Consider the following 22,846-nt stretch of genomic DNA (forward strand, 5'->3'; position numbering starts at 1 on the left):
TGAGCAGCATTTGCGGAGGATGCCTATGTCTGTTTCGCCTGCGATCGCCTCGTCGTCTGATCCGGTGATTGATTCGGAGGCTGGGGCGATCGAACCGGTCACCGAGCCGGGGGCTGAGGTGGCCACTGCTGAAGGTCGCAATCCGGCTTCCCCTTGGTTCGATCAGTTTGATCAAATTGTTTGGCCTGCTGCTGATTTAGACAGTTGTGAGCTGCCCTTGGAATCTGATCTGCATCTTTTCCAAATTATTTTGTTGTTGCAATGTTTGCAGTGGGCTTGGCGCGATCGCCCTAATTTCTATGCGGCGGGCAACCTGACGATCTATTACAGCCCTAACCAAAAGAAGAGTGAATATTTTCGGGGGCCGGACTTTTTTGTGGTGTTGGGGGTTGAGCCGCATCCGCGCAAAAGTTGGGTGGTGTGGAACGAAAATGGTCAGTATCCTCACGTGATTATTGAGTTGTTGTCGCCTTCGACGGCGGAGATCGATCGCGGCGAGAAAAAGCAAATTTATCAAGATATTTTCCGCACCCCCAATTATTTTTGGTTTGATCCGCAGGGGGGTGAAGAACTGGCGGGGTTTCAGTTAGTGAATGGGCGGTATGAGGCGATCGCCCCGAACGATCGCGGGTGGTTGTGGAGCGAGCCGTTGGGGTTGTATTTGGGTTGCCACGAGGGGCGGTTGCGCTTTTTTGGTGCGGAGGGGGAGTTGTTGCCCACGCCGGAAGAGTCGGCGCTGCAAGCGGAGGCGGAGTTGGCACGGGTGCAAGCGGAGGCGCGATCGGCGGAGGCGCGTTGGCAATTGGAGCAAGCCAAGCGTCAGCAACTTGCGGATAAGTTACGCGAGTTGGGTGTTGATCCGGATGCGTTGGAATGAGTGGATTTTGGGTTGGGTGTTCTTTAAATGTGGAGTGGGCTAATGACGGTTCGAGAGCGGTTGATTGCAGAAGTGGGTGATTTGCCTAACAGTTTGGTGGTGCAGGCGTTAGCGCTGATTCAGTTTTTGAAGGTGGATTATTTGCGTCGCCAAACGGCGTTGGCATCGGGGGAATTTTATCGACCTAGATCAGGAAAGTCACCATTGCGTCATGCGGGGAAATGGGTAGGGGATGATTTGTTAGATTGTCTAGATTTAGTCCACAGCAGTCGAGGTGAGGCAGAATTTTGACTTATCTCCTTGATACGAATCACTGTAGCTATATTTTGGCGAATGATCGTTCTGTCGTCGATCAGATTGAGTTGGTTGGCGTTGAAAGTATCGGTATTTCTGTGATTACTGAAGGTGAATTGATTTACATGGCAGAAAATTCTGCAAATCCTCTCGATAATCTTTCGGTTGTTGAAGATCTGATTGATGACTTAGATGTTTATCCTATCGATAGTGTTACAAGTCGAGTTTATGGAAAATTGAAAGCTGCTATTTTTGAGTATTTTGGGCCAAAGGAGCGCTCCAAGCGGAGGCGAACTAAATTGGAAAGTTTGGGAGTTGGCGAAAATGATCTATGGATTGCTGCTACAGCGATACAACACGATTTTAATGTGGTTTCTGGTGATCGTGATTTTCTGAGAATTCAAGAAGCATTTCCTTTAAAGCTGGAAAATTGGCATATTTCCACTTGATTTGGGTTCTATAAATACTTTCAGTTAATTGTGAGAGGCAAAGAAATGGTGAAGCGGTGGGGATTAGTGGGGGCGTTGGGGCGTGGTTGTGGGCTTGTCCGGTGGGGGCGCTGGAGTCGCGGACAGTTCAAGGGGAATTGTCTGCAAATAAACAAGTCGATGAGCGTCGAGTTGAAACGCTGCGCTTGAATCAACAGGCGATTCAGCTTTATCGGGCAGGTCGTTTTAGGGAAGCGATTGGTTTATTCCAACAAGCCCGAGACCCTTGTCGCGCTGCAAAAGATAGTGTAGGTGAAGGCGTAACACTCAACAACATCGGTGCAGTTTATCAAGATTTAGGTCAATACCCGCAAGCGCTGGAGCAATTCCACCAAGCCCTAGCAATTCTCAAGGAAGTGGGCGATCGCGCAGGTGTAGCCCAAACCCTCAACAACATCGGTTTTGTGCTCGAAGCCCAACAGCAACCGATCGCCGCGATCGCCCTATTTAAGAAATCCGTTGATGTTTACGAAGCCATTCGCAAAGATAACCGCGCCCTTAGCCCAGAACAACAGAAATCCTACACCGAAAAAGTGGCTGGCACTTATCGGATACTTGCCAATTTATTGATTAATCAAGGGCGATTTGCAGAAGCCGAGCGCGTCCTTGATTTGTTGGTGATCCAAGAACTCAGTAACTACAACCAAGGCACAAGAGCCACCGTCAGTGAACTAGGAACCATCAGCTTCACGGATGGCGAAAAAGCCATTCTGGATAAGCACAACGGAATCATTGACTTCGCCCAAAAATTAGCCGCCTGCAACAGCAATTGCAGCCCAGACTTGCAACAGCAATACGACAAACTCACCCAGGAATTTCAACAGGCCGTAGCCCAAGTTGCTGAACAAGTTCGCCAACGCAAAGAACGCGGCATCCAAGACCCCGAAGAACTGCGAACCGCTGCGGCCGAAGTGGTGAGCCAACAGCCGGGCACGATCGTGATTCAAACGATCGTGCAGCGTCCCAGTGAAACCCCCGACAAACGCGGCCGCCTGTGGGTGCTGTGGACCACCCAATTGGACGCACCACGGGCCATGGCCAGTTCAAACCCCTGCCCCATGTGGCCGATGAAGTCGATGCGATCGTCCGAGAAGTCGATCGCCCCGATCCCCAAGGTGGTTTTTATCCCGGCTCCACCTACTTGAATGAGGGCTTCACGTACGAGCGCCTGCGATCCGCCAGCCTGTCCAATAACCGGATTCTGCACCTGGCCACCCATGGCAGCTTCAGCCCAGTCAGTGCAGACGAATCCTTTCTGCTCTTAGGCCAGGAGAATGAGCAAATTTCACTGCCACAAGTCGAAGACCTGCGCGGCTTGCGCAACGTGCATTTGGTGGTGTTGTCGGCCTGCGAAACGGCCTTAACCGGCGACCCCGACGAAACAGGACTGCGCGGGGCCGATGGTCGAGAAATCAACAGTTTGGCCTATTCCTTCACCCGGGGCGATCGCGCCAAGGCGATCCTGGCCAGCCTGTGGAACGTGAACGATCGCTCCACCAGCCTGCTGATGCGGGAGTTCTATCGCCGCCTCGCCGCCGATCCCAAGCTGACCAAAGCCGAAGCCCTGCGCCAATCCCAAGTCGCCTTTTTGAAAGGGGAACTGACCCGATCGGGCGAGGTGAACCAGCCCGCCCACCCGTTCTACTGGTCGCCCTTTGTGCTTACGGGCAATAGCTGGTGAGGATCGAGCAGCAACCACTATCGCGACTGGAAAATGTTTTGCACCATCACCCGATCGAGGCCCGCCGCCACCCGATCGAGTTCGGCCACTTCGCCCGCATCCAGCAACCAGCCGATCGCCCCTGTGTTTTCCTTGGCCTGAATCAGGGATTTGGCCCCAGGAATTGGCATAGCGCCCTTGGCGATGCACCAGTTCAGCGCCACTTGGGCAATGGTTTTGGCCCTTGCTTGGGCGATCGCTCCCAGGCAGTCGAGCAAGGGTTGCAGTCCCGGTAATAGTTGCCGAAACAGCACTCCGCGAATTCCCTTTGGGAGGATCGTTTGGGGGTTGTATTTACCCGTGAGCAAACCCAACCCCAGAGGGCTATAGGCAATCAGTTTGATTCCTAGTTCATCGCAGGTGTCCTTCAGTCCCAATTCCGTGACCGGGTAGGTGGACAGCAAGGAATATTGCACTTGCAACGTGGCGATCGGGATGCCGCGTTCTTGGAATCGGCGGTGAACCTGTTGTAACCGCTGGGGCCCAAAGTTCGAGAGGCCCACGCCGCGCACCAGTCCTTGTTCGTAAAGGTCGCACAGCCCATCCAGCAGGGCCCATTCTTGCCAGGGAGCATAGTTGGCCGTGGACCAGTGCAGTTGGGCCAAGTCCACTCGCCCCAGGCGCTGGGCTGAAGCTGCACAGGCCTTGACCATGGATCCCCGGGTCAGTCGCCAAGGATAGGCCGCGAGTTTGGTGGCCAAACAGAGGCGATCGCCCTGAGGGCCCTGATAGTCCCGGGCAAATTGCCCCAAAAGTTGCTCACTGCGGCCGTTCAGCCGTCCCGTGCCGTAGGAATCGCCCGTGTCAAACAGCGTCACGCCGGCCGCCATGCAGTGGTTAAACACCTGCTGCAACTCGCTGTCCATGGTTTCGTCATAACCCCAGAGTAGCCGGTTGCCCCAAGCCCAAGTGCCGCAACCCATCACGGGCAGGGCGATCGCCGAATTCTGCATGAGTCCGAGTCTGTTGACATCTTCCCCATCCTAAAGGAGTGGGGATTCCGGCCCTAGACCAACAACCGAAGTGGTTCGGCGAGACCATGGGTTGATGCTATCCCGTTTGATCCGACTCAGCACCCCCCACGCTTAGGCTCAATCATCGTCTCCTGGGAGTTATCCCCTAGGCGATTTCTTGGACTCCGGTTGGGCATATTAAAGGTAAAGAACGATCGAAATTTTGCCCGTTTGGGGAGGGAACGGTGTTCGATCGGGTGATGCCCGTCAGGAGCCGGTTTTGTGAATCGTTTTGGTTCGTCCCCTGGCGTTGCTGGTTTAACCCGGGCGCTGGATCTGCCGACTCGATCGGCTGGTTTCGGGGATGATCCAGCCACCTGGCCGAATATGCTCAGTGTTTTCAGGGATTTCAGCGGGGTAAATTGATCTTGAGCGTCCTAGCTAAGCCTGTCGATAGTTGAATCATTTCGCCCCCAGCGAATTGATGGCTGAATGATAAAAACCAAAGTTCTTGAATGTATAAAATGCGTCTCGAAACTCAATTGGGTTTAAGATTCTCGTCGATTTTTTGATCTGAACTATAAATTTCTCGATTTTGGGTTTCATTTCCCTAAAATACCCTTTGGTTCTGATCGAAAATATTAATGTAATTTAACAAGAAAGTAATTGCTAATTTTTGTGGCAAGGATGGCCATCAAGGTTTGCTAATTTTTGTTTAAAAGGATAATAAGATAATCTCGGTGTTTCTGGGATTTAGGGCTTATCGCTAAGATTATGGCTACTAACTTGCTCGTGAACGCAGAAGCGGATCAAGCCATTATGCGACATCAAATCCAGGTTGAATTGGACACGAGCCTTTGGGATGCCATTGGGCAAATGTATCAAAATTGCCGATCTTGCTCTCTGAATGCACCAAATTATGATCATCACCGCCCGATTATCCATCTTGAATTTTCTAATCAAGAACTAATCGCCGACTCTGCTCATTCAAAGAACAGTTGGCCAGCGGATGACACTTTGGCAACGCATGTTTCAGACTCCTTGCTGAATGGATCTGCTGCGGTGACAGCGGGCGATCAAATTCAAACAATTGCTGAGCCGAATTTGGCCTTGGACGATCGGGAACCTAGTGGCTTGGGGGGCGATCGATTGGGGGCTAGTCATTCGCCGTTGAGTTCCGAGACTGCGGCGGTTGATTTACCGGATACGAAGGTTCGCTGTGTGGTGGTGGTCGATCGGGGTCAGCTCTGCGGAATTTTGAGCGATCGAACGGTGGTTCGGCTGCTGGCCAAAGGGGTGAATCTTCATCAGGTCAAAGTGGGCGAAGTGATGTCGCCCATTCCCTGTGTTTTAAGGCAATCAGAATTTAAAAATGCGCTGGTTGCTATTAATTTAATGGATCAGTTTGGTTTGGAATATCTGCCTTTAGTGGATGATCAAGGGCAGCTCATTGGGTTATTAAATGATGAAGGATTGCGGCAAATTACCAACCCTGTGGATTGGTTGCGGTCGCGTTCCGTTGCGGATGCTTTGGTAACTGAAGTAGCCTGTGAAACTACTAGGGCCAGCATCGCTCAGATCACTCATTTGATGGCAGAACAGGATACGGATTGTGTGGTGCTGATGCAGTTCCAAGAGCCGGATACCTTAGCGGCTGACTATCCACCGATTCCCAAACCGGTGGGGATGATTACTGAGTCGGATTTGGTTCAACTTCAGACCCTCGGTTTGTCGGCGGAGCAAGTGATTGTTGAAGATGTCATGCAGGCGATTGAAAAGCCGGTTCGGCCTCAAGATTCGCTGTTGTTGACGCAACAATTTATGACCCGCCAGGATATTCAGCAAATCGTGGTGGTGCGTGATGATGGATCACTCTTGGGTTTGGTGACTCAACGAAGCATTTTGAAACTACTGAATTCCTCAGAGCTATATCAATGGAGCATGAGCCTAGAGCACAAATTTTCTCAACTAGAAGCAGAAAAATTGGCCCTTTTAGAGCAGCGAACTTCTGAGTTGGAACAACAAATTATCGATCGCACAGCATCTTTGCAGCGACAGGCGGAGCGCGATCGATTAATTGCCAACGTGGCTTCCCAAATTCGATCGTCTTTAAATTTATCGGAAATTTTAAACTCTACAGTTCAAGAACTGCGAAACCTGGTTCAGTCCGATCGCGCTGAAATTTGGCAATTCCAAGCCGATCAAACGATGGTCATTGCGGCGGTGGCTTTGCTAGATCCCAGTTTGGCCGTGCCCACCAACTCCGTGAAAGACTGTTGCTTCATGGAAGGACTCAGCCCCCTGACTAAGCAAGGCCATGTGCGCGTTGTGAATGATATCTATGCCGCACAAATGACCCCTTGCCATCGTCAATTACTTGAGCGGTTGCAAGTGCGCGCCAAGATTTTGATTCCCCTGTTTCAGCAGGAAAATTTTTGGGGACTGCTGGCCGTTGTAGAAAGTAATCATTCGCGCTATTGGCGATCAGAAGATATTCAACTGGTGCAGCATTTAGCCATGCATTTGGAGATTGCCATTCAGCAGGCAACAGCCTATGAACAACTGCAAACGGAACTCCATGAACGACGACAAACCGAAGAAAAATTACGAGCGAGTGAGCGTCGCTATGTCAGCTTAGCCAAAGCAATTCCTGTAGGAATTATTCGAACTAATCTAAAGGGGAAAAGCCTTTATATTAACCAACGATTCTGCGACATTTTGGGACTAGCAGCGAGGGTTATTCATCAAATTGGCTGGGAACGTTCAATTCATCCGGACGATCGCGCCTGGGTAATTGAAGAAATGCGTCATTACCGCAAACAACAACAGCCCTTTTCGCTGGAATACCGAATTCAGCGTTATCAAGCTGGCGTTTGTTGGGTGCTGGCCCAATCCGTGCCCGAATATTCTGACCATGAAGAAGTGGTGGGCTACATCACCACGATCACGGATATTACCAATCAGAAAAAATCGGAAGCAGCACTGCAACAACTCAATCAAGATTTGGAAGCAAAAGTGCTGGAGCGAACAACAGCGCTTAAAAGTAGTGAGGAACAGTTTCGGCGGCTATTTGAAAAGGAAAAAGTGCTCAGTTCCGTGATCCGACGAATTCGACAATCCTTGGAGTTGGAATCTGTTTTGTCTAATACGGCGGAAGAGGCTCGACAAATTTTATTTGCCGATCGAGTTGTGATTTATAAAGTCTATGAACAAAGTAGCGGCAAAATCGTTGCTGAATCTCGAATTGATCATTGCCCTAGCCTCTTGGGTATGGAATTTAGTGCAGAGGTTTTCCCGGATAGTTGTTATCAGAAATATATGAACGGTTATGTTTGTACCATTACCGATCGGGATCATGAGCATTTGGCAAAATGCCTGTCTAGCTTCATGCAAACCCTGCAAATTCGAGCTAAGCTTGCCGTTCCAATTATTGAGCAAAAATCTAATCAACTGTGGGGGCTGTTAATTGCCCATCAGTGCAGTTCCCAGCGCTATTGGTGTACTGGGGAAGTGGAATTTATGCAACGGTTGGCTGAACAATGCTCGATCGCTATTCAGCAATCGGAACTCTATGCCCAACTGCAAGAAAGTAATTTGCAATTGGCCAAGGCTACGAAGCTCAAGGATGAATTTTTGGCCAATATGAGCCACGAGTTGCGCACCCCTTTGAATGCAATTTTGGGCATGGCTGAAGTTATTCAAGATGGAATTTATGGAGAAATTAATAACCGCCAAGGGCAAGCTCTGAAAACAATCGAGCGCAGTGGCACGCATTTGCTGGAGCTAATTAATGACATTCTAGATCTGGCCAAAATTGAATCAGGTCAGATTCTTTTGAATCGAGCACCTACCCAAATCAATCAACTCTGTCAAGCAACCATTACCTTTGTTAAGCAACAGGCGTTGAAAAAACAAATTCAGCTTGGGGTGACTATTCAGCCCAACCTCCCGGATATTTTTGTGGATGAGCGCCGAGTACGTCAGGTGCTAATTAATTTGTTGAGCAATGCCATTAAGTTCACTGCCGATGGAGGGCAAGTGGCCTTAACGGTTTCGCAGATTTTTGAACGACCCACTAACACCTTAAAGTACTTTACTAATCTCGATTCTCAGTCTACGGAAATTCAAGATACTCATGCCCAAAGCACGAAGGGGCCCCAATCGCTAATTTCCTTCAAGGTAACAGATACAGGGATTGGAATTTCTGCTGTTGATCTTGAAAAACTCTTTAAACCTTTTATTCAGATTGATAGCTCGCTCAGTCGTCAATATGCTGGAACGGGGCTGGGCTTATCGTTAGTGAAGCGCATGGTGGAAATGCATCAAGGACTGGTGTCTGTCACCAGTGAAGTAGGGGTTGGGAGCTGCTTTGAAGTTTGTTTTCCGGTGATGGAATTGGCGAATGCGCCGGTGACGGTTTCTGTGCCCCAACTGGAGACTTCCTCAACCACAATTGCGATGGAACAGCCCCGCCCACCCGTGATCTTGCTGGTGGAGGATAATGAAGCCAATGTTAATACCATCTCTAGCTACTTAAAGGCCAAAAACTACCAGATTCTGCTAGCAAAGGATGGTGCGCAAGCGATCGAGATGGCTAAATTTCACCATCCCGATCTCATCCTCATGGATATTCAAATGCCCAATCTGGACGGCTTAGCGGCAATGCGGCAAATTAGACAAACCCCAGAGCTGGCGAGTACAATAATGATTGCTCTCACAGCGTTGGCGATGCCAGGCGATCGAGAACGCTGTCTCAGTGCGGGTGCAAATGACTACTTCACAAAGCCAATCAAGCTCAAGCAACTAGCAGTCAAGATCCAAGAGCTATTATCTGCCAGATAACGGGGCATGACGCGGAAATCTCTTGGAAGAGCACAGAATAGCAGGAGACAAATGATGACCATTCCTTCCATTTTAGTTGTTGATGATGAGCCGGATAACTTTGACGTTATTGAAGCTTTTTTGAGCGATCGGGACTATCAACTCCACTATGCCTGGAATGGTCTAGAGGCGCTGAAATCTCTACATGTTTTCCAGCCCGATGTCATTTTGTTGGACGTGATGATGCCCGAGCTAGACGGGATCACCACCTGCCAAAAAATTAAGGCGATGGCCGAATGGAAATCAGTGCCAATTATTATGGTCACTGCTCTCAGTGATAAAGAAGATCTAGCTCGCTGCATCCAAGCAGGAGCCGATGACTTTATCAGCAAGCCGGTTAACAGCACAGAATTAAGGGCGCGAGTGCAATCGATGCTGCGTATTCGGCAGCAGTATCAAAGCATTCAAGAACTATCCCAATTACAAGAAAGAACGATTGATATTCTCCAGGGTAGTCTTGATGAGTTGCGAGGCAGTTTGTCGATGAGTTTGCCTCACGAATTAAATACCCCTCTAAATGGAATTTTTGGTGTTCTGGGAATCCTGATCGAGGAACATGAGGACATGGATCATGAGGAAATTGCAGAGCTATTGCAACTTGCTAAAACCTCAACCATGCGCCTAGAGCGGGTCAGTCGTCGCTACCTGAACTACATTCAACTCGTTCGTGACAGTAGTCTGAAATTGGTGAGCAATTCAGGCATGGCAGCCAATGCCGGAGCGACAACTCCCGAGATTGCGCTGGAAACGATCGACAGTGCGGAATGGATTGCCAATGCTTCAGCATCTCAGACTAACTCGGTCAAGCGATCGGCTGATTTAGTTTTGAATTTGGCTACCGCGCAACTGTCCATGTCGATCAAGCATTTGCAAACCATTGTTGAAGAATTGCTGGACAATGCCATCAAGTTTTCCCAGGCAGGTACGCCGATTACGATTAAAACGGAGGCTATGGATTCCTGGCTGTACTTATCCATTACAAATCAAGGGCGTGGTATGACTGAATTGCAAATTGCTCAAGTTGGAGCATTTATTCAATTTGAGCGCCGCAGTTATGAACAACAGGGACTCGGTTTAGGGTTGGCGATCGTTCAAAAATTGATTGATCGCTATGGTGGCTCACTCCTCATCCAAAGTGTTGTGGATCAAGAAACCACGGTTACGGCAAAATTACCCCTCGCAGTTCAACTTCAAATGGCCATGGTTTAGGTTTGGTGCTTGTTCATGACTGGACAGTTAACTTTCAATGGCAGGCACGAGATCACAGGAACAATACGGGAAACAGGTTAAGATAGAGAAAATCTTTGCTTCCGTTGTCTTTTCCTCATTTATGATCACGCAGTCATGGCTTACAGTTCAGTTCTGGTAGTTGACGATGAGCCGGATAATTTCGATGTCATTGAATCGTTACTGAGCGATCGCCCCTACCAGTTACACTATGTTTCCAACGGCATTGATGCCCTTGCGTCCCTAGATCTCTTTCAACCGGATGTAATCCTGCTGGATGTGATGATGCCAGGGTTGGACGGGATCGAGGTTTGCGCTCGCATCAAAGCCATGCCCGATTGGCACACCGTCCCGATCGTCATTGTCACAGCGCTAACGGAAAAAAAGGACTTAGCCCGCTGCATGGCGGCTGGGGCCGATGACTTTATTACTAAGCCCATTAACGGCATTGAACTGCGAGCGCGCGTGCAGTCAATGTTGCGAATTAAACAAACCTATATTGACCTTGAACAACAAGTTCAAACCCGCACCGCAGCGCTCCAAGCAAAGGCCGAGCGCGATCGGGTTTTATCAATTATTGCTACCCAGATTTGCGCGTCCTTTGACTTCAATGAAATTGTTGAAACAACGGTTCAAGAAGTGCAACAGCTCTTCCAGTGCCGTGCGGTTGCAATTTGGCAATTACAATCCTTGATTACGGATCAAAATCACCAAGTGGCCACAGTCGTGGCTGCTGCCCAGGATCCGACCATGGTTCCGCTCTTAAAAGATCGCGATCAAATTCATCTGAGCCGCGTAAAACTGCAGGCCTGTCAGCTTGAAAAAGAGGACGATACCACAGTTCATTTTCAGGATTTAATGACCGATTGCCCTGAGCAAGTTTCGCGAGCTACGCCCTGCCAACAGCTTGCCGTGCCCATCTTGCAAAATGAAAAGCTCTGGGGATTTTTAAGCGTCATTAACTGCCAAGGTTCAGAGTATTGGCCCAGTGAAGAACAGGAATTTTTAAAACAGCTTTCAACACAATTGGCGATCGCCCTTCAGCAGGCCCAGGCCTATCATCAATTGCAAACGGAGCTAAACGAAAGACGACAAACGGAAGTGCGACTGCGGGAGAGTGAACAGCGATACATCAACCTGGCCAATGCAGTGCCCGTTGGAATTTTTCGCACGGATGCCAACCATCAATGTCTTTACGTGAATCAACGATGGTCGCAGATTACGGGTTACTCCACCCGAGCGGCCATGGGGATGGGTTGGCTAGATTACATTCACCCGGATGATCAGGTGAAATTCCAAGACGAATGGCAGCGATTTGTGAACGAACAGCGGCCCTTTCAGTTGGAATATCGCTTGCGCAGTGATTGCCATGAAGAACCTTGGGTTTTTGGACAAGTGGTGGCGGAATACGATGCCCAAGATCAGGTGGTGGGCTATGTGGGCACTGTGACGGATATCAGCGCCCTGAAGCGAGCCGAAGCCCAAATTCTGCACAATGCCCTACATGATTTGTTGACGGATCTGCCGAATCGATCGCTCTTAACGGAACGCTTGGAGTTGGCCATTAACCGTTCAAAGCGGGTCAGCAGTTATCGCTATGCGGTGCTGTTTTTAGATCTAGATCAATTCAAGGTGATTAACGATAGTTTGGGGCACTTAATTGGCGATCGCCTGCTCATTCAAATGGCCCAAAATCTAAAAAGCTATTTGCGCTTTAGTGATTTCCTAGCTCGAGTGGGGGGAGATGAATTCGTTATTTTATTAGAAGATTTGGAGAGTTTAGATGCAGCAGCGCGAACGGCGGAGGGAATTCTCAGCAGCTTTGAAAAACCGATCGCCATTGATGACTATGAAATTGTGATTACTGCCAGTATTGGAGTTGTGTTGGGCAGTGCTGACTACGATCACCCGTCAGATCTATTGCGGGATGCAGATATTGCGATGTACCGCGCTAAGTCATCGGGGCGCAGTACCTATAAGATTTTTGGAACAGAAATGCATCACCAGGCGATTAATCGCCTGACCTTGGAAACCGATTTACGCAAGGCCCTAACTCAAGAAGAATTTCGAGTTTACTATCAACCGGTGATTAATTTAGCCAAAGGTCAATTGGTGGGATTTGAGGCTTTGGCTCGCTGGCACCATGCAACGCGGGGCTGGATTTCTCCGGCAGAATTCATCCCGGTGGCGGAAGAAACGGGCGTGATTCAACAGCTCAGTCGGTGGATTTTACGCCAAGCTTGCCAACAGTTGCTGCACTGGCAGCGGTCTTTTCCAGAGTTTGCGCCCTTGAAGATGAGTGTGAATCTTTCGGCGCAGGAATTGCGAAAACCGACGATGGTTTCAGAAATCTTGCAAACGCTAGATGAAGTGGGTTTAGAACCGCATTATCTGACTCTAGAAATTACGGAGAGTATGTTAATTGAAGATATTAATCAAACGATCGAGCTGTTGACGGAGCTAAAACGTCACCATATTCAAATCAGCATTGATGACTTTGGGACGGGCTACTCATCCTTGAGCTATTTGCATCGCTTGCCCGCTGACTATTTAAAAATTGACCGATCATTTGTGGGACAAATGGAAAAGGGAAATCGCAATTTCCAGGTGGTTAGCACAATCGTCGCCTTGAGCAATCAGTTGGGTTTGGATGTGGTGGCGGAGGGGGTGGAAACCCAGCAGCAATTGCGGTGGCTGGAACAATTGGGCTGTGAATTTGGCCAAGGTTATTGGTTTGCCAAGCCGCTTCCGCCGCAGGAGATTGAGGACCAGTTCTTTACCCAAGGCTTAAATCCCGAATTGGTCGAAGAGGAGCGGCGAAGTGTGGTTAATCAAAGCTTGGTGAGCCATGACCAGTCCCGATCGGGGCCTTGTCCCAGTTCGTCGATTTAGGGGATGGGGTGGAGGAAGCGTTAATCAACGGCAGTCAGAGGCTGGGTTAAATAACGGTTGGCAAATGTCGCTGTTCGCAAATTCCACCGTCAGACCCCTTAAGATGATAGGCGCTAACCGCCCGATCGCCCGTTGGCTGGCTGCGACCCTTGCGGGCGATCGGGTTGTGTCCTTGGTCAATTTCACGATTCACTATGCGCGTCTTCGTTTTGCTCTTCAACGCCCGCACCGAAAATGAAGGAATCTACAGCATTTGGCTGCGAGATGGGGAAGGTGTGGAACGCAACTGCGTTCTGATGTTTGAAGATGAGGACGATGCCACTCGCTACGCGGGCTTGCTGGAGGCCCAGGATTTTCCCCTGGCTACCGTGGAGCCGATCGAGGATGACGAAGTGCGGGAGTTTTGCAAAGAGGCCGGCTACGAGTGCCAATTGGTGGCCCAAGGGGAATTGGCAATCCCGATGGAGACCAATCGATCGACCGATGAAATGAGTTGGCAAGTGGAAGGGGAAGCCCCCCCCGCGCCCAGTGAAGAGGATGCCGGATCCATGAGTGCCGCTGAGCTAGAGCGAATCCGACGGCGATTGGAGGGATTGCTCTAGAAATTCCTGCCCTCGATGTCCAATCGGGTCAAATTCACTAGGGATTATGCAGCACCGTTGACCAGCGACTGAGCAACCCTTCAATTGCCTGGAGACAGCGCTCACTGTCCCAACCGGCGGCACAACTGGCCGCGATGGCCGCCCCGCCAGCCCCAACTCCTTCCTTCACAAATCCGGCTTCATAAGCTCGTAATTGCGTCCAAGTGGACTGGGCAAAATTCAGCAAAGTTGTGAGCAGGATGGGTTCCTCCTCTGGTGGGGCGATCGCCTTGGCCAGGCCAAGGGTGTCGCCGCTGGCATCGCAGGCCACCCAGCGGGTTGTGCCAACGGCGATCGCCTCTGGTTTCCAGGGCAATTGTCGGCGTTGGGCGATCGCCCGGGCCAGGGCATAGACCGCCAACATTTGTGTTCCCCCCGCCAACAGCACATCGCTGATCTGGCTGGCCGCAAGGGCCATGCCTGCCGCCACCGGTTGCATGGGGTCGCCCACCGCCGCTACCACGGCCAGCGGATCTTGGTCGAGGGATCCTTGCACGCATTGGCGATCGGGATGCCACTCGCCCAGACCCGAGCGCCGCAAGCCCGTAAGGGCCAAGTCCAATTTCTGGGCATGGTTACAGAAAATATGGCTGCTGTTGACCCGGTTGGTGGCATCAATCCCCAGTCCCAACAAGACCGCCAAGGCCGTGCTAGTGCCGCCCACAACGCATTCAGAAATCAGCAAATAATCCGGCGGCAGGGGGTTGCCCTCGGTGGCGAGCTGTTGTCCCAAACGATAGCCCGCCGCAAAGAGCTGCTCCACCACGGCCCGATCGAGCGCATAGCCCGTGCTTAAACAGCGGGCCGGCAGTCCGCCCATACGGATGTGGGGAATGGAGGGCAAATCCTGTAGCCCCGCATTAATCACACGCAATCGCCAATGGAGAGATTCCAAAATGGCCCGAGAAATCAAAACCGGTGAGGCTCCCCCAGCCAAGGGAGGGAGCGGATAGGCCGGATTGCCCCTGGGCCCATTCACCAAAAATTCCGCATCGGCCAGGGCCGTGTAGCGGCGATCGGCCGGAGTGGCCCCGGCCGCAGAAATGCCCGGAATCAATCCCGTTTCTGTGAACCCCAACACACAGCTAAACAGGGGTTGCTGGCCGCGTCGTGATTGCACCCAAGCCCGTGCTCGATCGCCCCCCGCCAAAATTTGCAACGACGGGGGCAGCATCGAGTCGCAGTTATCCGCTGGCAATTGATCGATCGACAATGGCTGAATATCCTGTGGCTGCATCATTGCCATAGCGCAGATCGCCTGATCAAGCGCTCCTAGTCTATCTCGAGTAAGGTTTGAACCCAGCGCGGCGGCGGCGGCAACCGCAGACCCAACCGTTCAAAGACGGCCCAGGAGACCAAATGCACCGCGAACACATACACGGCTGCATTGACCAGGATCATCAAAACCGTTGCCCCTTGAACCGCTCCCAGTTCCGGCCGCCAAAGCAGACCCAACCGGGTGGCTCCCCACTCCAGCAAGCCGGTGACCTGTACGGTGACATAAGTCCACAGATCATCCCCAAGCAGGGTGGAAACCAATGCGATTCGGAAAAACAGTCCTGTGGCACTCAGGAGCGTTCCCAGGGCAATCGAACGTCCCCAGCCTACGCCGCGCCGCCATAGACAGCCTAGCAAGACCCCCAGAAGTCCATAGGGCATCACGTATTGGATGCTGCGAGGCGGGCCCATCAGCACCGATAGCAAGAGTCCGGACACAATGGCCGCCATCCAAGCCGATCGGGATCCCCATCGGAGGTAAACCAAGGCGATCGGGAGGGAAAAAAAGACCCGGAGCGCCGGCCCAAGGGGGAAATAGAAATTGACTAACCAGATGAGGCTGGCGGCACTGGCTAGGAAGGCTGTTTCCACCAGGGCCAATGGGGCGATCGTGTCTGTGCGGGGAGGCTGAAGTGGGTGGTTCTCCGGCTCGGGAGGTAAATCGGCGGGCGATCGGGGAGGGGAAACAGTCATGGGCTGAATCAATTGATGAAGATTGGTGTGTGATCAAGTGGCCCTAGATCGCCCCGATCGGTTCCAAAGCCGCCGTGCTCGATCTCCCCCACACCAGGCCTAAATAGCGCCGCCAACGGGTTCCGGCCGAAGCATCGAGAGCATACCACCCGCTAGCTAAGCATTGAAATGGCGATTGGGCCGCCAGCGCTTGATAGTCCGGATCCGCTAGGGAGTTGGGAGCCCAGCATGGATGGGGCAACAGACCGGGCGGAATTTCCCCCGCCAGCAGTTGTTGAATCGATCGACGGCAGGTGCGGCCGTGAATGCCATCTTGCGCCAAGGCTTCCAAGAGCCGATCGAGCGGTTGAGGTTCCGGGGTCAAATGGCGCAACAGGGCCGCAAACAGGAAGTAGTCATCATAGGGCTTGGCATCGTCCCAGGGCGGACAGTCCACCATCCGACTCAACCCCATGGCCAATCGTCCCAAGGGTTGGGAGGGGGGTTCCCAATGGAGCGTGGCGCTGGGGCATTTTTGGCGCAGGTAATCCTGAAGGGCCCGGGTGGGTTCGCCCGATCGAGGTGCTTGGGCGATCGCGCCACGCAACAAAATCCGTTCCACCTTTTGGGGGGCAATGCCCGATTGGGCCACCAAATGATTGAGGGCTGAATTTAGGGTTTCAATCCATTGGGGCCAACCATGCCATGGGCCAGTTAAGCCGTGGGTTTGGCCCAGTTGTCGGCCAAAGTCCCGATCGAGCAAGGTGATTTGGGTTAGGTGAGCTTGGGTTAAGGGGGCTTGGGTGGGCGATTGGGGAAGGGGCAAAGGGCCTGGCAACGCCAAATCAATCACCCAGCAGCAGCCCCAACCTTGCAGCCCATCCCAACCCAAGGCCGCCCCCAATCCTTCGGCCACCGTCATCACCCGTTGACCGTGGGTGACCAAGCCAGCCTTCAGCACCAGTTCTCGACTGTTGAACCGAAAGGCCTCCCCAGAGGGGACAGGATAGCCCACTACCACGTCCTCAACCGATCGCAGCACCTGGCTCGGCACAGGCTTTCCGGTGGCGGTGACCCAGGCGATCGCCGGATCCCGCAACCTTGCCAGGGACTCGGCTAGCGTCTCCAGCAATTGTGGCAAGGGCTGCAATTCACCGGCCCAGGTGACCAGGGGATGCGCTTGGCCCGTTTGGGGATTGCGGTAGGGCAATCCTGCATCCAGTAGCAACCGAGAGCCGCCGGATTCCGGTGACTCCCAGCCTAATGAACTCCAGGGTTGAGCGAAGGTTGTGCCACCGGCTTGGACTTGACCGAGCAGCCCGACCCGATCGGACTGGCGATCGCGCAGGGCCACTGCCCAGAGTCCGTCTCCTAAACTGAGGCCCAAACACCAGCGCCCATCAGTCGATCGGCTCATTCCTTCTTGGTTTCGTCCAGGTCAGTATCCGCCAGCAGGGATTCCGCCAGCAGTGCATCCAGCTCTGGATCCAGTTCGCCCAAGGGGGAAACCGATGACTCACCAAATTCCGTCAAGGCCGCATCCAGCGCCGTTGGGTCAAAATCAGTCCCACCGGTGAGATCCAGGGCAATCGGATCCAAAGAGCCATCCGTTGGCGCATTGGGCAGCTCAAAGGCCGCCATTCCCATGTCAAGGGCTTGATCCAGGCTGCTGATTTCTAAGGAATTCGCCGTCACATCATCCAACGACAGCGACTCACCCATGGCCTCATCGAAGGAAGGCAGATCCAAATCCAGCGGATCTAAAGCGGCCAGCGGCTCCGCGTTGGCTGTGGCCCCGTCGCCAAAGTCGAGATCCTCAGCTTCAGCATTGAAATCTAGAAGGGACGGGGCGATCGCCCCATCATCCGTGGCCTCTCCCATCTCCAGCAGCAGGTTATCCATCTCCAGCGGTGCAGCGTCGGCTTCCGGGGCGATCGGGGGCGTGGAATCCGCGGCCCAATCGAAATCGTCTGCGCTGGCTTCTGCGGCCAGGTTGAGATCCGAGCCGAGATCCAGATCGGTAGCGAAGTCCGATTCATCCTCAGCGGCAAGTTCCGGCAGTTCCAAGCCTGAGTTATTGGCAAACTCTAGCAGCGGATCGTCATTGGCTTCACCAACCGCCGCCAAGAAATCAGGATCCGCAGCGGTTTCCAGATTGGTCTCCAAGTCCGCCAAAGGGTTGAACTCAGTGGATCCCAAATCGGCCCCTAGGCCCGGGTTGAAGTCAGCGCTGAAGTCTGGCTCTAAACCCAAATTATCGCCCACTTCATCGCTCAGTCCCTCGATGCCGAACGCCGTCCCGGGATCGTCGCCTAAATCCTCGATCGGGGAATCCAAACCATCGCCCAAGTCCAGGGACTCCAGGGATGCCGGTTGCTCTTCGGCCTCAGCGGCCGTTGACGGTTGATCGCTGAACTCAGTGAAATAGGCGGTGAGGTCACTGGACTCCTCTGGATCGTCAGCATTGGAATTGCTGGCGTTGTCTAAGTCAGTCCATGCGTCAGTCATGAATTGACCTAACTCCATGGGAGCGCTGACGCTGGGATCGTTGGCGTTGCCTAGATCGGTCCATGCATCAGCGGTCGCCGCCTCCGTGGTCAAGTCCTCGGCGGCCAAATTCTGCTCAGCAGCCGGTTCCGCCAAGGCCGCTTCCCAATCTACTTGCTCAGGGAAATTGAGGGCTGCGTCGGTTTCCAGTTCCGATAAATCCGCTGTGGCCTCGGAATCCAGAACATTGCCAAAGGCGTTGCTGATATCACCGAAACTCAGGTCGTCGCGCAATCCTGCGATCGCCTCTAAACCGGCATCGAAGGGATCGCTTTGGGTTTGTTCATCGGCGGGCAAGGACAGATCCAAACCCAAGTCGGTCACAGCAGCCGAGTCGGCTGGGAATGCCTCTGCAAATTCGTTCGGCAACGAGGCTTCCGACGAGTCCAGAAGCTCGGAAGACCATTCCAAATCTGGGGTTTCCAGGGCCTCAAGGGCTGCATCCCCGGAACTGGCGATCGCAAAATCGGCTGCTTCCGAGGTCAAATCGATCGCGGAACCGATGGCCGCGTCGGTTGTGAAATCATTGGGTTCCTCGATCGCCTCATCCACCGGCAAATCCAAACCTGGCAGCAGATCATCGCCAAAGTCTGCACCAAAATCAGACCCGGAACCGCCGTCCGGCAATACCAAGTCTTCCGGTAATGCCAAATCGCCTAAATCCGACCCTTCGAGGCCCGGCTCGATCGCCCCGTCGGATGCCAACTCGGGTTCCGGGGCTGGCTGGTTCGTTTCGCCGTCCCAGAAATCAAACGTTACTTCATCTTCGGTCTCTCCGATCGGTTGTCCCTGGTCGGGGGGCAACAGGCTACCGATGGGGGCGGCCAAGAATTCCAGGTTCTCGAAACCTGGGGTGTTGAGTTCATCGGCCGAAGTGGACTGATCGAAATCCGCGCCCAAGTCTGTGCCCAAGGCCGCTTCCAGATTCGATCCTGGGTCGTCAGCCAGATCAGTGGCCAAGTCCAAATCATGATCCAAATCATTCAGATCACCACCCAGATCACTCGCCCCATCGCCCGCCAGTTCGATGGCTCCCAGATCAGCGACTCCCAAGTCTGCCAAGTCGCCCGCGTCCAGGTCAGCCTCCAAGCTCGGGTGGAGCGATTCAACATTGCCGGATAGGTCGATCGCTCCGAGGTCGCTGTCACTGGCCACATCTAGCGATAGGTCAAGGCCGAGGTCATCATCCGCCGCGCCTCCCAGGAGATCTGCTGGGGCCGCCGATTCCGCCGCCAGCAGATCGGAAGGCTCATCTGACCAGGATCCTTCAAACCCGGGCGTTTCTTCTGCCACCAAGCTGGTGTCGGGTGTGCCGTCGAAGGCAGACATCAACTCTGGCTCTAGTTCGATCGCTGGGTCGATGCCTGGGTCAAGACTTTGTGCGAACAGATCATCCTCGGGCTGATCTAGCGACGGTTCAGGCAGTTGATCAAACGATTCCTCAAACGATTCCTCAAGGGGTTGCTCAAGGAATTGGTCAAACTGATTGAGCGGATCAAAGGTGGCAATGGCTTCCGGTGTTGGCAATTCCAAATCACTGGGAGCGATCGAGCTTTCGATCGGCTGTTCCTCTTCCTCCACTTGCCAGAAGGAATCTTCGATGGACGGGGTGATCGACTCCAGATCATCACTGACCCCAGCATCACTGGGTTGCTGCCAAGCGGCCAGCTCCGCCCGCAAATCACCGCCCAAATCTTCCGACTCGGAAGCCAACTCAGCGGCCAGCGGCGGTAACTCCGGCTCCGGATCCAGTTCAAGACCGAGATCCAGTCCAGCACTGGGGTCAGGCTCGGAGGGGAATGCTTGAGCAAACTCGGAATCTTCGGCATCGGGTTCCAGGGATGGAACTTCATTCCCCAAATCCCAAGCATCGGTCGGCTCAAGGGGCGAGCTACCCGCATCCGGGGCTTCCACCGCAATTTGATCCCACTGGCTCACGTCCTCGGCCAGGTCTGCATCACCCGTGAGTTCCGAGTCCAGCCAGGGTTCTGGCAAAACACTATCGGCGGGGGCGACCGCTTCCAAATCCGGCTCCACTGACCAATCCTCAAGCCCCGCGAGGGGGCTGAATTCACTGGCGGCGGCCGCTTCGATCGCCTCCGGTGCAGCAGTTGGCTCCCCGATCGCCTCAAAATTCACCCCTGAAGAGAGGTCTGAAGAGAGGTCTGAAGGGAGGTCTAACCCCAGCGCCGAGCTTGGCCCATCCAGATCCAAGCCGCCGGCCGTGGTGAACGAACCCCCACCGCCGCTAAAGCTGCTCAAATCTGCCGTGGCGGTGGATTCCGCTTGCCAAGGCAGATCCAGATTAGTGACCTCGCTGGTGGCATCCACCGCGTCGATGATGTCCGCCGGGGATTGGCCATCGGGCAAGGGAGGGCTATCGCTGAGATCCGGCTCTGCGCCGTAATCGAGAAAGGGAGGTGGGGCGATCGCATCCAGGGCGATCGGCAGGTCTGCGGGCGGGAGGGCAGCTTCCGCTGAAGCGGCCACGCCCAGCAGGCCAACGCCGGCCACGGTTGCCCCTGTCACGGCGGCCAAAGGATCCCAATCGCCTGGGTCGGCATCATTTGAGGCTGAATCACCCGGGGCGGTGGTTGTCGGCTCCACGGGGTCATCAAACCGGAAGATGGCATCCACATCCGAAAAAATATCTTCCTCGGAGCCAATCCAGGTGGGATCGCTGGTGTCTAGATCGTCGCTGTCGGTTGGCGCGGGCGCTTCGGCGGCGATCGCCGGTTCCGTGGTGGGCGAGTCGATCGCCTCGTTCAGTTCGATTGCTGAATTTCCCGCCGCGATCGATTCCGTTGTCAAGGGCGGCAGATCCAGGGCATCAAAGTCAATGTCGCCAATGGTCTGATCATCAACGGCCTGATCGGCAATGGCTTGATCATCAATGGCCCCGAGATCGTCCGTGGCGGCGCTGTTGTCTTGATCGGGAGCTAGCAGCGGATCCGGTTCAGCCCTGAAATCAGCTTCCGAATCGGGAAGAGACTCGATCGGGGCGATCGTGCTCAGGTCTGCCGTGGGGTCATGGGCCGTGGAATCGATCGCCAGGTTCAGATCCAAATCCAGCGCATCCGGCCCTTGACCAGCCTCGGCCGTTGTCAGCTCGCTCCCCTGTTCAGCGGCCTCAGGTTCACCGAAACCCGAACTCCCCGCCCAATCCGATGTGTCATCGGTGGGCAAGTCATAGTTCAGATCCAAATCGAGGGGTGCGGCTTCCGTAGCGTCGGTTTCCGTAGCGTCGGCGGGGTTTGCGGTGGCCGCAGCCGTGGCCGCGATCGCCCCACCTCCCAGGGCCGACAGGGCCAAACTGGTGGCGATCGCCGATGAGCGTTCATCGGTCGTGTTGATTGCCTCAGAACGGCCCTCGATCGCGGCTTCGTCGGCCGGCAAATCGCGGCCCAGGGCCGAAGCCAAACGACTGAGCCAGTGATCGAGCACCGCTTCACTCTCTTCGCCCAACACATGCATCCGCTCCAGGGCCGCATTCAGAGCCTCTTCGTAGCGCTGCGAATTGGATTGCAGGGTGCTGGTGATGGTGTTAAGGGTCGTTTGCAAATGCTCCAGAATGTTGCTGGCGGAGCTGTCCAGTTCCGTGAGGTCTTGGGAGCTAGGGGCCGCTTCCTTGCGGGCCACGAGCTGCGAAACTTGGTCGGTGATGCTGGTTTGCAGGCGATCGCGCACTTGTTGCAAAAAGTCGCCGATGATCTGCTCTTGGTTCGCCTGCTGCTGGGCCAGGGATTGGTAATACTGGCGCTGATTTTCCAGTTGGGCAATTTCTTCGCTCAGGATTTGGCGCTGTTGACGCAGAGACTCCAAATCTGACTGGATTGGGGCGATCGCCCCTTGGCGCAGTTGGTCAATCTCCTGCTGCATCGATCGCAGCAGTCCTTGGGCCAAAGCTTGCACGGTGGTGGTGGCCGGTGGTTCCGTTTGCAAGTCCGGCGCGAGCGCATCCCAAGACTGCTGCACCCACAGGGCCTCATCGATCGCTACCTCACCGGCATCCGTGGTCGAAGTCGCCAATTGGGTTAAACGACTTCGCACCTGCTCGATTAAGGCTCGGGGCGCTTGAACCGGCGTTGTATCGTTACCAGCCGCAGCAAGAGCCGCGTCTAGGTCGGCCAAAAGGCTTTTAATTTCCAAGTCTTGATCGAGCGTCACGACGACAAACCCTTACCCAAACGTTTTGGTTACAGCGCTGTTGACATCTTCTCCACCCCTGATGGGCGGCGATTCCCGAGCCTCGCGAGTCGGGTTCCTGCTTCTTTCCGTTACGGTTTCTCTAAATCATGGCTGCGACTCGCCAGCGAACGCGGCAATCAGGAGGCTTCCTGCTTTATTGCGGCGAAGTCAGCTTCATCCGCTCAATC

15 protein-coding genes are annotated in these 22,846 nt (G+C 53.7%); 9 read left to right on the forward strand and 6 right to left on the reverse strand.

Annotated features, from left to right (window positions below):
- The first annotated feature begins 25 nt into the window (after positions 1 to 25).
- The 5 genes from VPK24_RS12840 (at position 26) to VPK24_RS12860 (ending at position 3,340) form a co-directional block, all read left to right on the forward strand.
- Positions 26 to 877, forward strand: coding sequence for a Uma2 family endonuclease (locus tag VPK24_RS12840; protein ID WP_393013902.1), 852 nt, complete (start codon positions 26 to 28; stop codon positions 875 to 877).
- 42 nt (positions 878 to 919) lie between these two features.
- Positions 920 to 1,168 carry a hypothetical protein gene (locus VPK24_RS12845; protein WP_393013904.1) on the forward strand — a complete coding sequence of 83 codons (249 nt, stop codon included), beginning with the start codon at positions 920 to 922 and terminating at the stop codon, positions 1,166 to 1,168.
- Complete coding sequence (locus VPK24_RS12850) at positions 1,165 to 1,620, forward strand: type II toxin-antitoxin system VapC family toxin (protein ID WP_393013906.1); 456 nt, start codon at positions 1,165 to 1,167, stop codon at positions 1,618 to 1,620. Before VPK24_RS12845 ends, VPK24_RS12850 begins: the two co-directional genes overlap by 4 nt.
- Before the next feature lie 137 nt (positions 1,621 to 1,757).
- Complete coding sequence (locus tag VPK24_RS12855) at positions 1,758 to 2,804, forward strand: tetratricopeptide repeat protein (protein ID WP_393013908.1); 1,047 nt, start codon at positions 1,758 to 1,760, stop codon at positions 2,802 to 2,804.
- The gene (locus VPK24_RS12860; RefSeq protein ID WP_393013910.1) at positions 2,720 to 3,340 is read left to right on the forward strand and encodes a CHAT domain-containing protein; all 621 of its coding nucleotides are present in this window, start codon (positions 2,720 to 2,722) and stop codon (positions 3,338 to 3,340) included. The genes VPK24_RS12855 and VPK24_RS12860 overlap by 85 nt, the downstream gene beginning before the upstream one ends.
- 17 nt (positions 3,341 to 3,357) lie before the next feature.
- Here VPK24_RS12860 and VPK24_RS12865 read toward each other — a convergent pair whose 3' ends face one another.
- Positions 3,358 to 4,332 carry an aldo/keto reductase gene (locus tag VPK24_RS12865; protein WP_393013912.1) on the reverse strand — a complete coding sequence of 325 codons (975 nt, stop codon included), beginning with the start codon at positions 4,330 to 4,332 and terminating at the stop codon, positions 3,358 to 3,360.
- 1,041 nt (positions 4,333 to 5,373) lie between these two features.
- Between VPK24_RS12865 and VPK24_RS12870 the strand changes: the two genes are divergently transcribed.
- The 3 genes from VPK24_RS12870 (at position 5,374) to VPK24_RS12880 (ending at position 13,332) form a co-directional block, all read left to right on the forward strand.
- A complete protein-coding gene (locus VPK24_RS12870) occupies positions 5,374 to 9,174 on the forward strand; it encodes a GAF domain-containing protein (protein ID WP_393013914.1) in 3,801 nt (1,266 codons plus the stop codon).
- Between the two features lie 51 nt (positions 9,175 to 9,225).
- Positions 9,226 to 10,422 (forward strand): hybrid sensor histidine kinase/response regulator, encoded by a 1,197-nt coding sequence (locus VPK24_RS12875; protein WP_393013916.1) that lies wholly within the window; start codon positions 9,226 to 9,228, stop codon positions 10,420 to 10,422.
- Between the two features lie 135 nt (positions 10,423 to 10,557).
- Positions 10,558 to 13,332 (forward strand): EAL domain-containing protein, encoded by a 2,775-nt coding sequence (locus VPK24_RS12880; protein WP_393013918.1) that lies wholly within the window; start codon positions 10,558 to 10,560, stop codon positions 13,330 to 13,332.
- Between the two features lie 46 nt (positions 13,333 to 13,378).
- On the opposite strand, the gene VPK24_RS12885 is transcribed toward VPK24_RS12880, so the two are convergent.
- Positions 13,379 to 13,525, reverse strand: coding sequence for a hypothetical protein (locus tag VPK24_RS12885; RefSeq protein WP_393013920.1), 147 nt, complete (start codon positions 13,523 to 13,525; stop codon positions 13,379 to 13,381).
- Between the two features lies 1 nt (position 13,526).
- Between VPK24_RS12885 and VPK24_RS12890 the strand changes: the two genes are divergently transcribed.
- Positions 13,527 to 13,934, forward strand: a complete 408-nt coding sequence (locus VPK24_RS12890; RefSeq protein WP_393013921.1) for a DUF3110 domain-containing protein — start codon at positions 13,527 to 13,529, stop codon at positions 13,932 to 13,934.
- 37 nt (positions 13,935 to 13,971) lie between these two features.
- Here the strand turns inward: VPK24_RS12890 and cobT are convergent, their stop codons facing one another.
- From cobT to VPK24_RS12910, 4 genes are all read right to left on the reverse strand, one after another.
- Positions 13,972 to 15,147, reverse strand: a complete 1,176-nt coding sequence (cobT, locus tag VPK24_RS12895; RefSeq protein WP_393014190.1) for a nicotinate mononucleotide-dependent phosphoribosyltransferase CobT — start codon at positions 15,145 to 15,147, stop codon at positions 13,972 to 13,974.
- Between the two features lie 98 nt (positions 15,148 to 15,245).
- On the reverse strand, positions 15,246 to 15,944 hold the full coding sequence (locus tag VPK24_RS12900) for a DUF2232 domain-containing protein (RefSeq protein ID WP_393013923.1): 699 nt from the start codon (positions 15,942 to 15,944) through the stop codon (positions 15,246 to 15,248).
- A gap of 43 nt (positions 15,945 to 15,987) precedes the next feature.
- The gene (locus tag VPK24_RS12905) at positions 15,988 to 17,340 is read right to left on the reverse strand and encodes a hypothetical protein (protein WP_393013925.1); all 1,353 of its coding nucleotides are present in this window, start codon (positions 17,338 to 17,340) and stop codon (positions 15,988 to 15,990) included.
- Positions 17,337 to 22,637, reverse strand: a complete 5,301-nt coding sequence (locus VPK24_RS12910; protein ID WP_393013927.1) for a hypothetical protein — start codon at positions 22,635 to 22,637, stop codon at positions 17,337 to 17,339. The genes VPK24_RS12905 and VPK24_RS12910 overlap by 4 nt, the downstream gene beginning before the upstream one ends.
- Positions 22,638 to 22,846 lie beyond the last annotated feature (209 nt).

The sequence above is a fragment of the Limnothrix redekei LRLZ20PSL1 genome, from assembly GCF_043235035.1.
Taxonomy (GTDB): domain Bacteria; phylum Cyanobacteriota; class Cyanobacteriia; order CACIAM-69d; family CACIAM-69d; genus CACIAM-69d.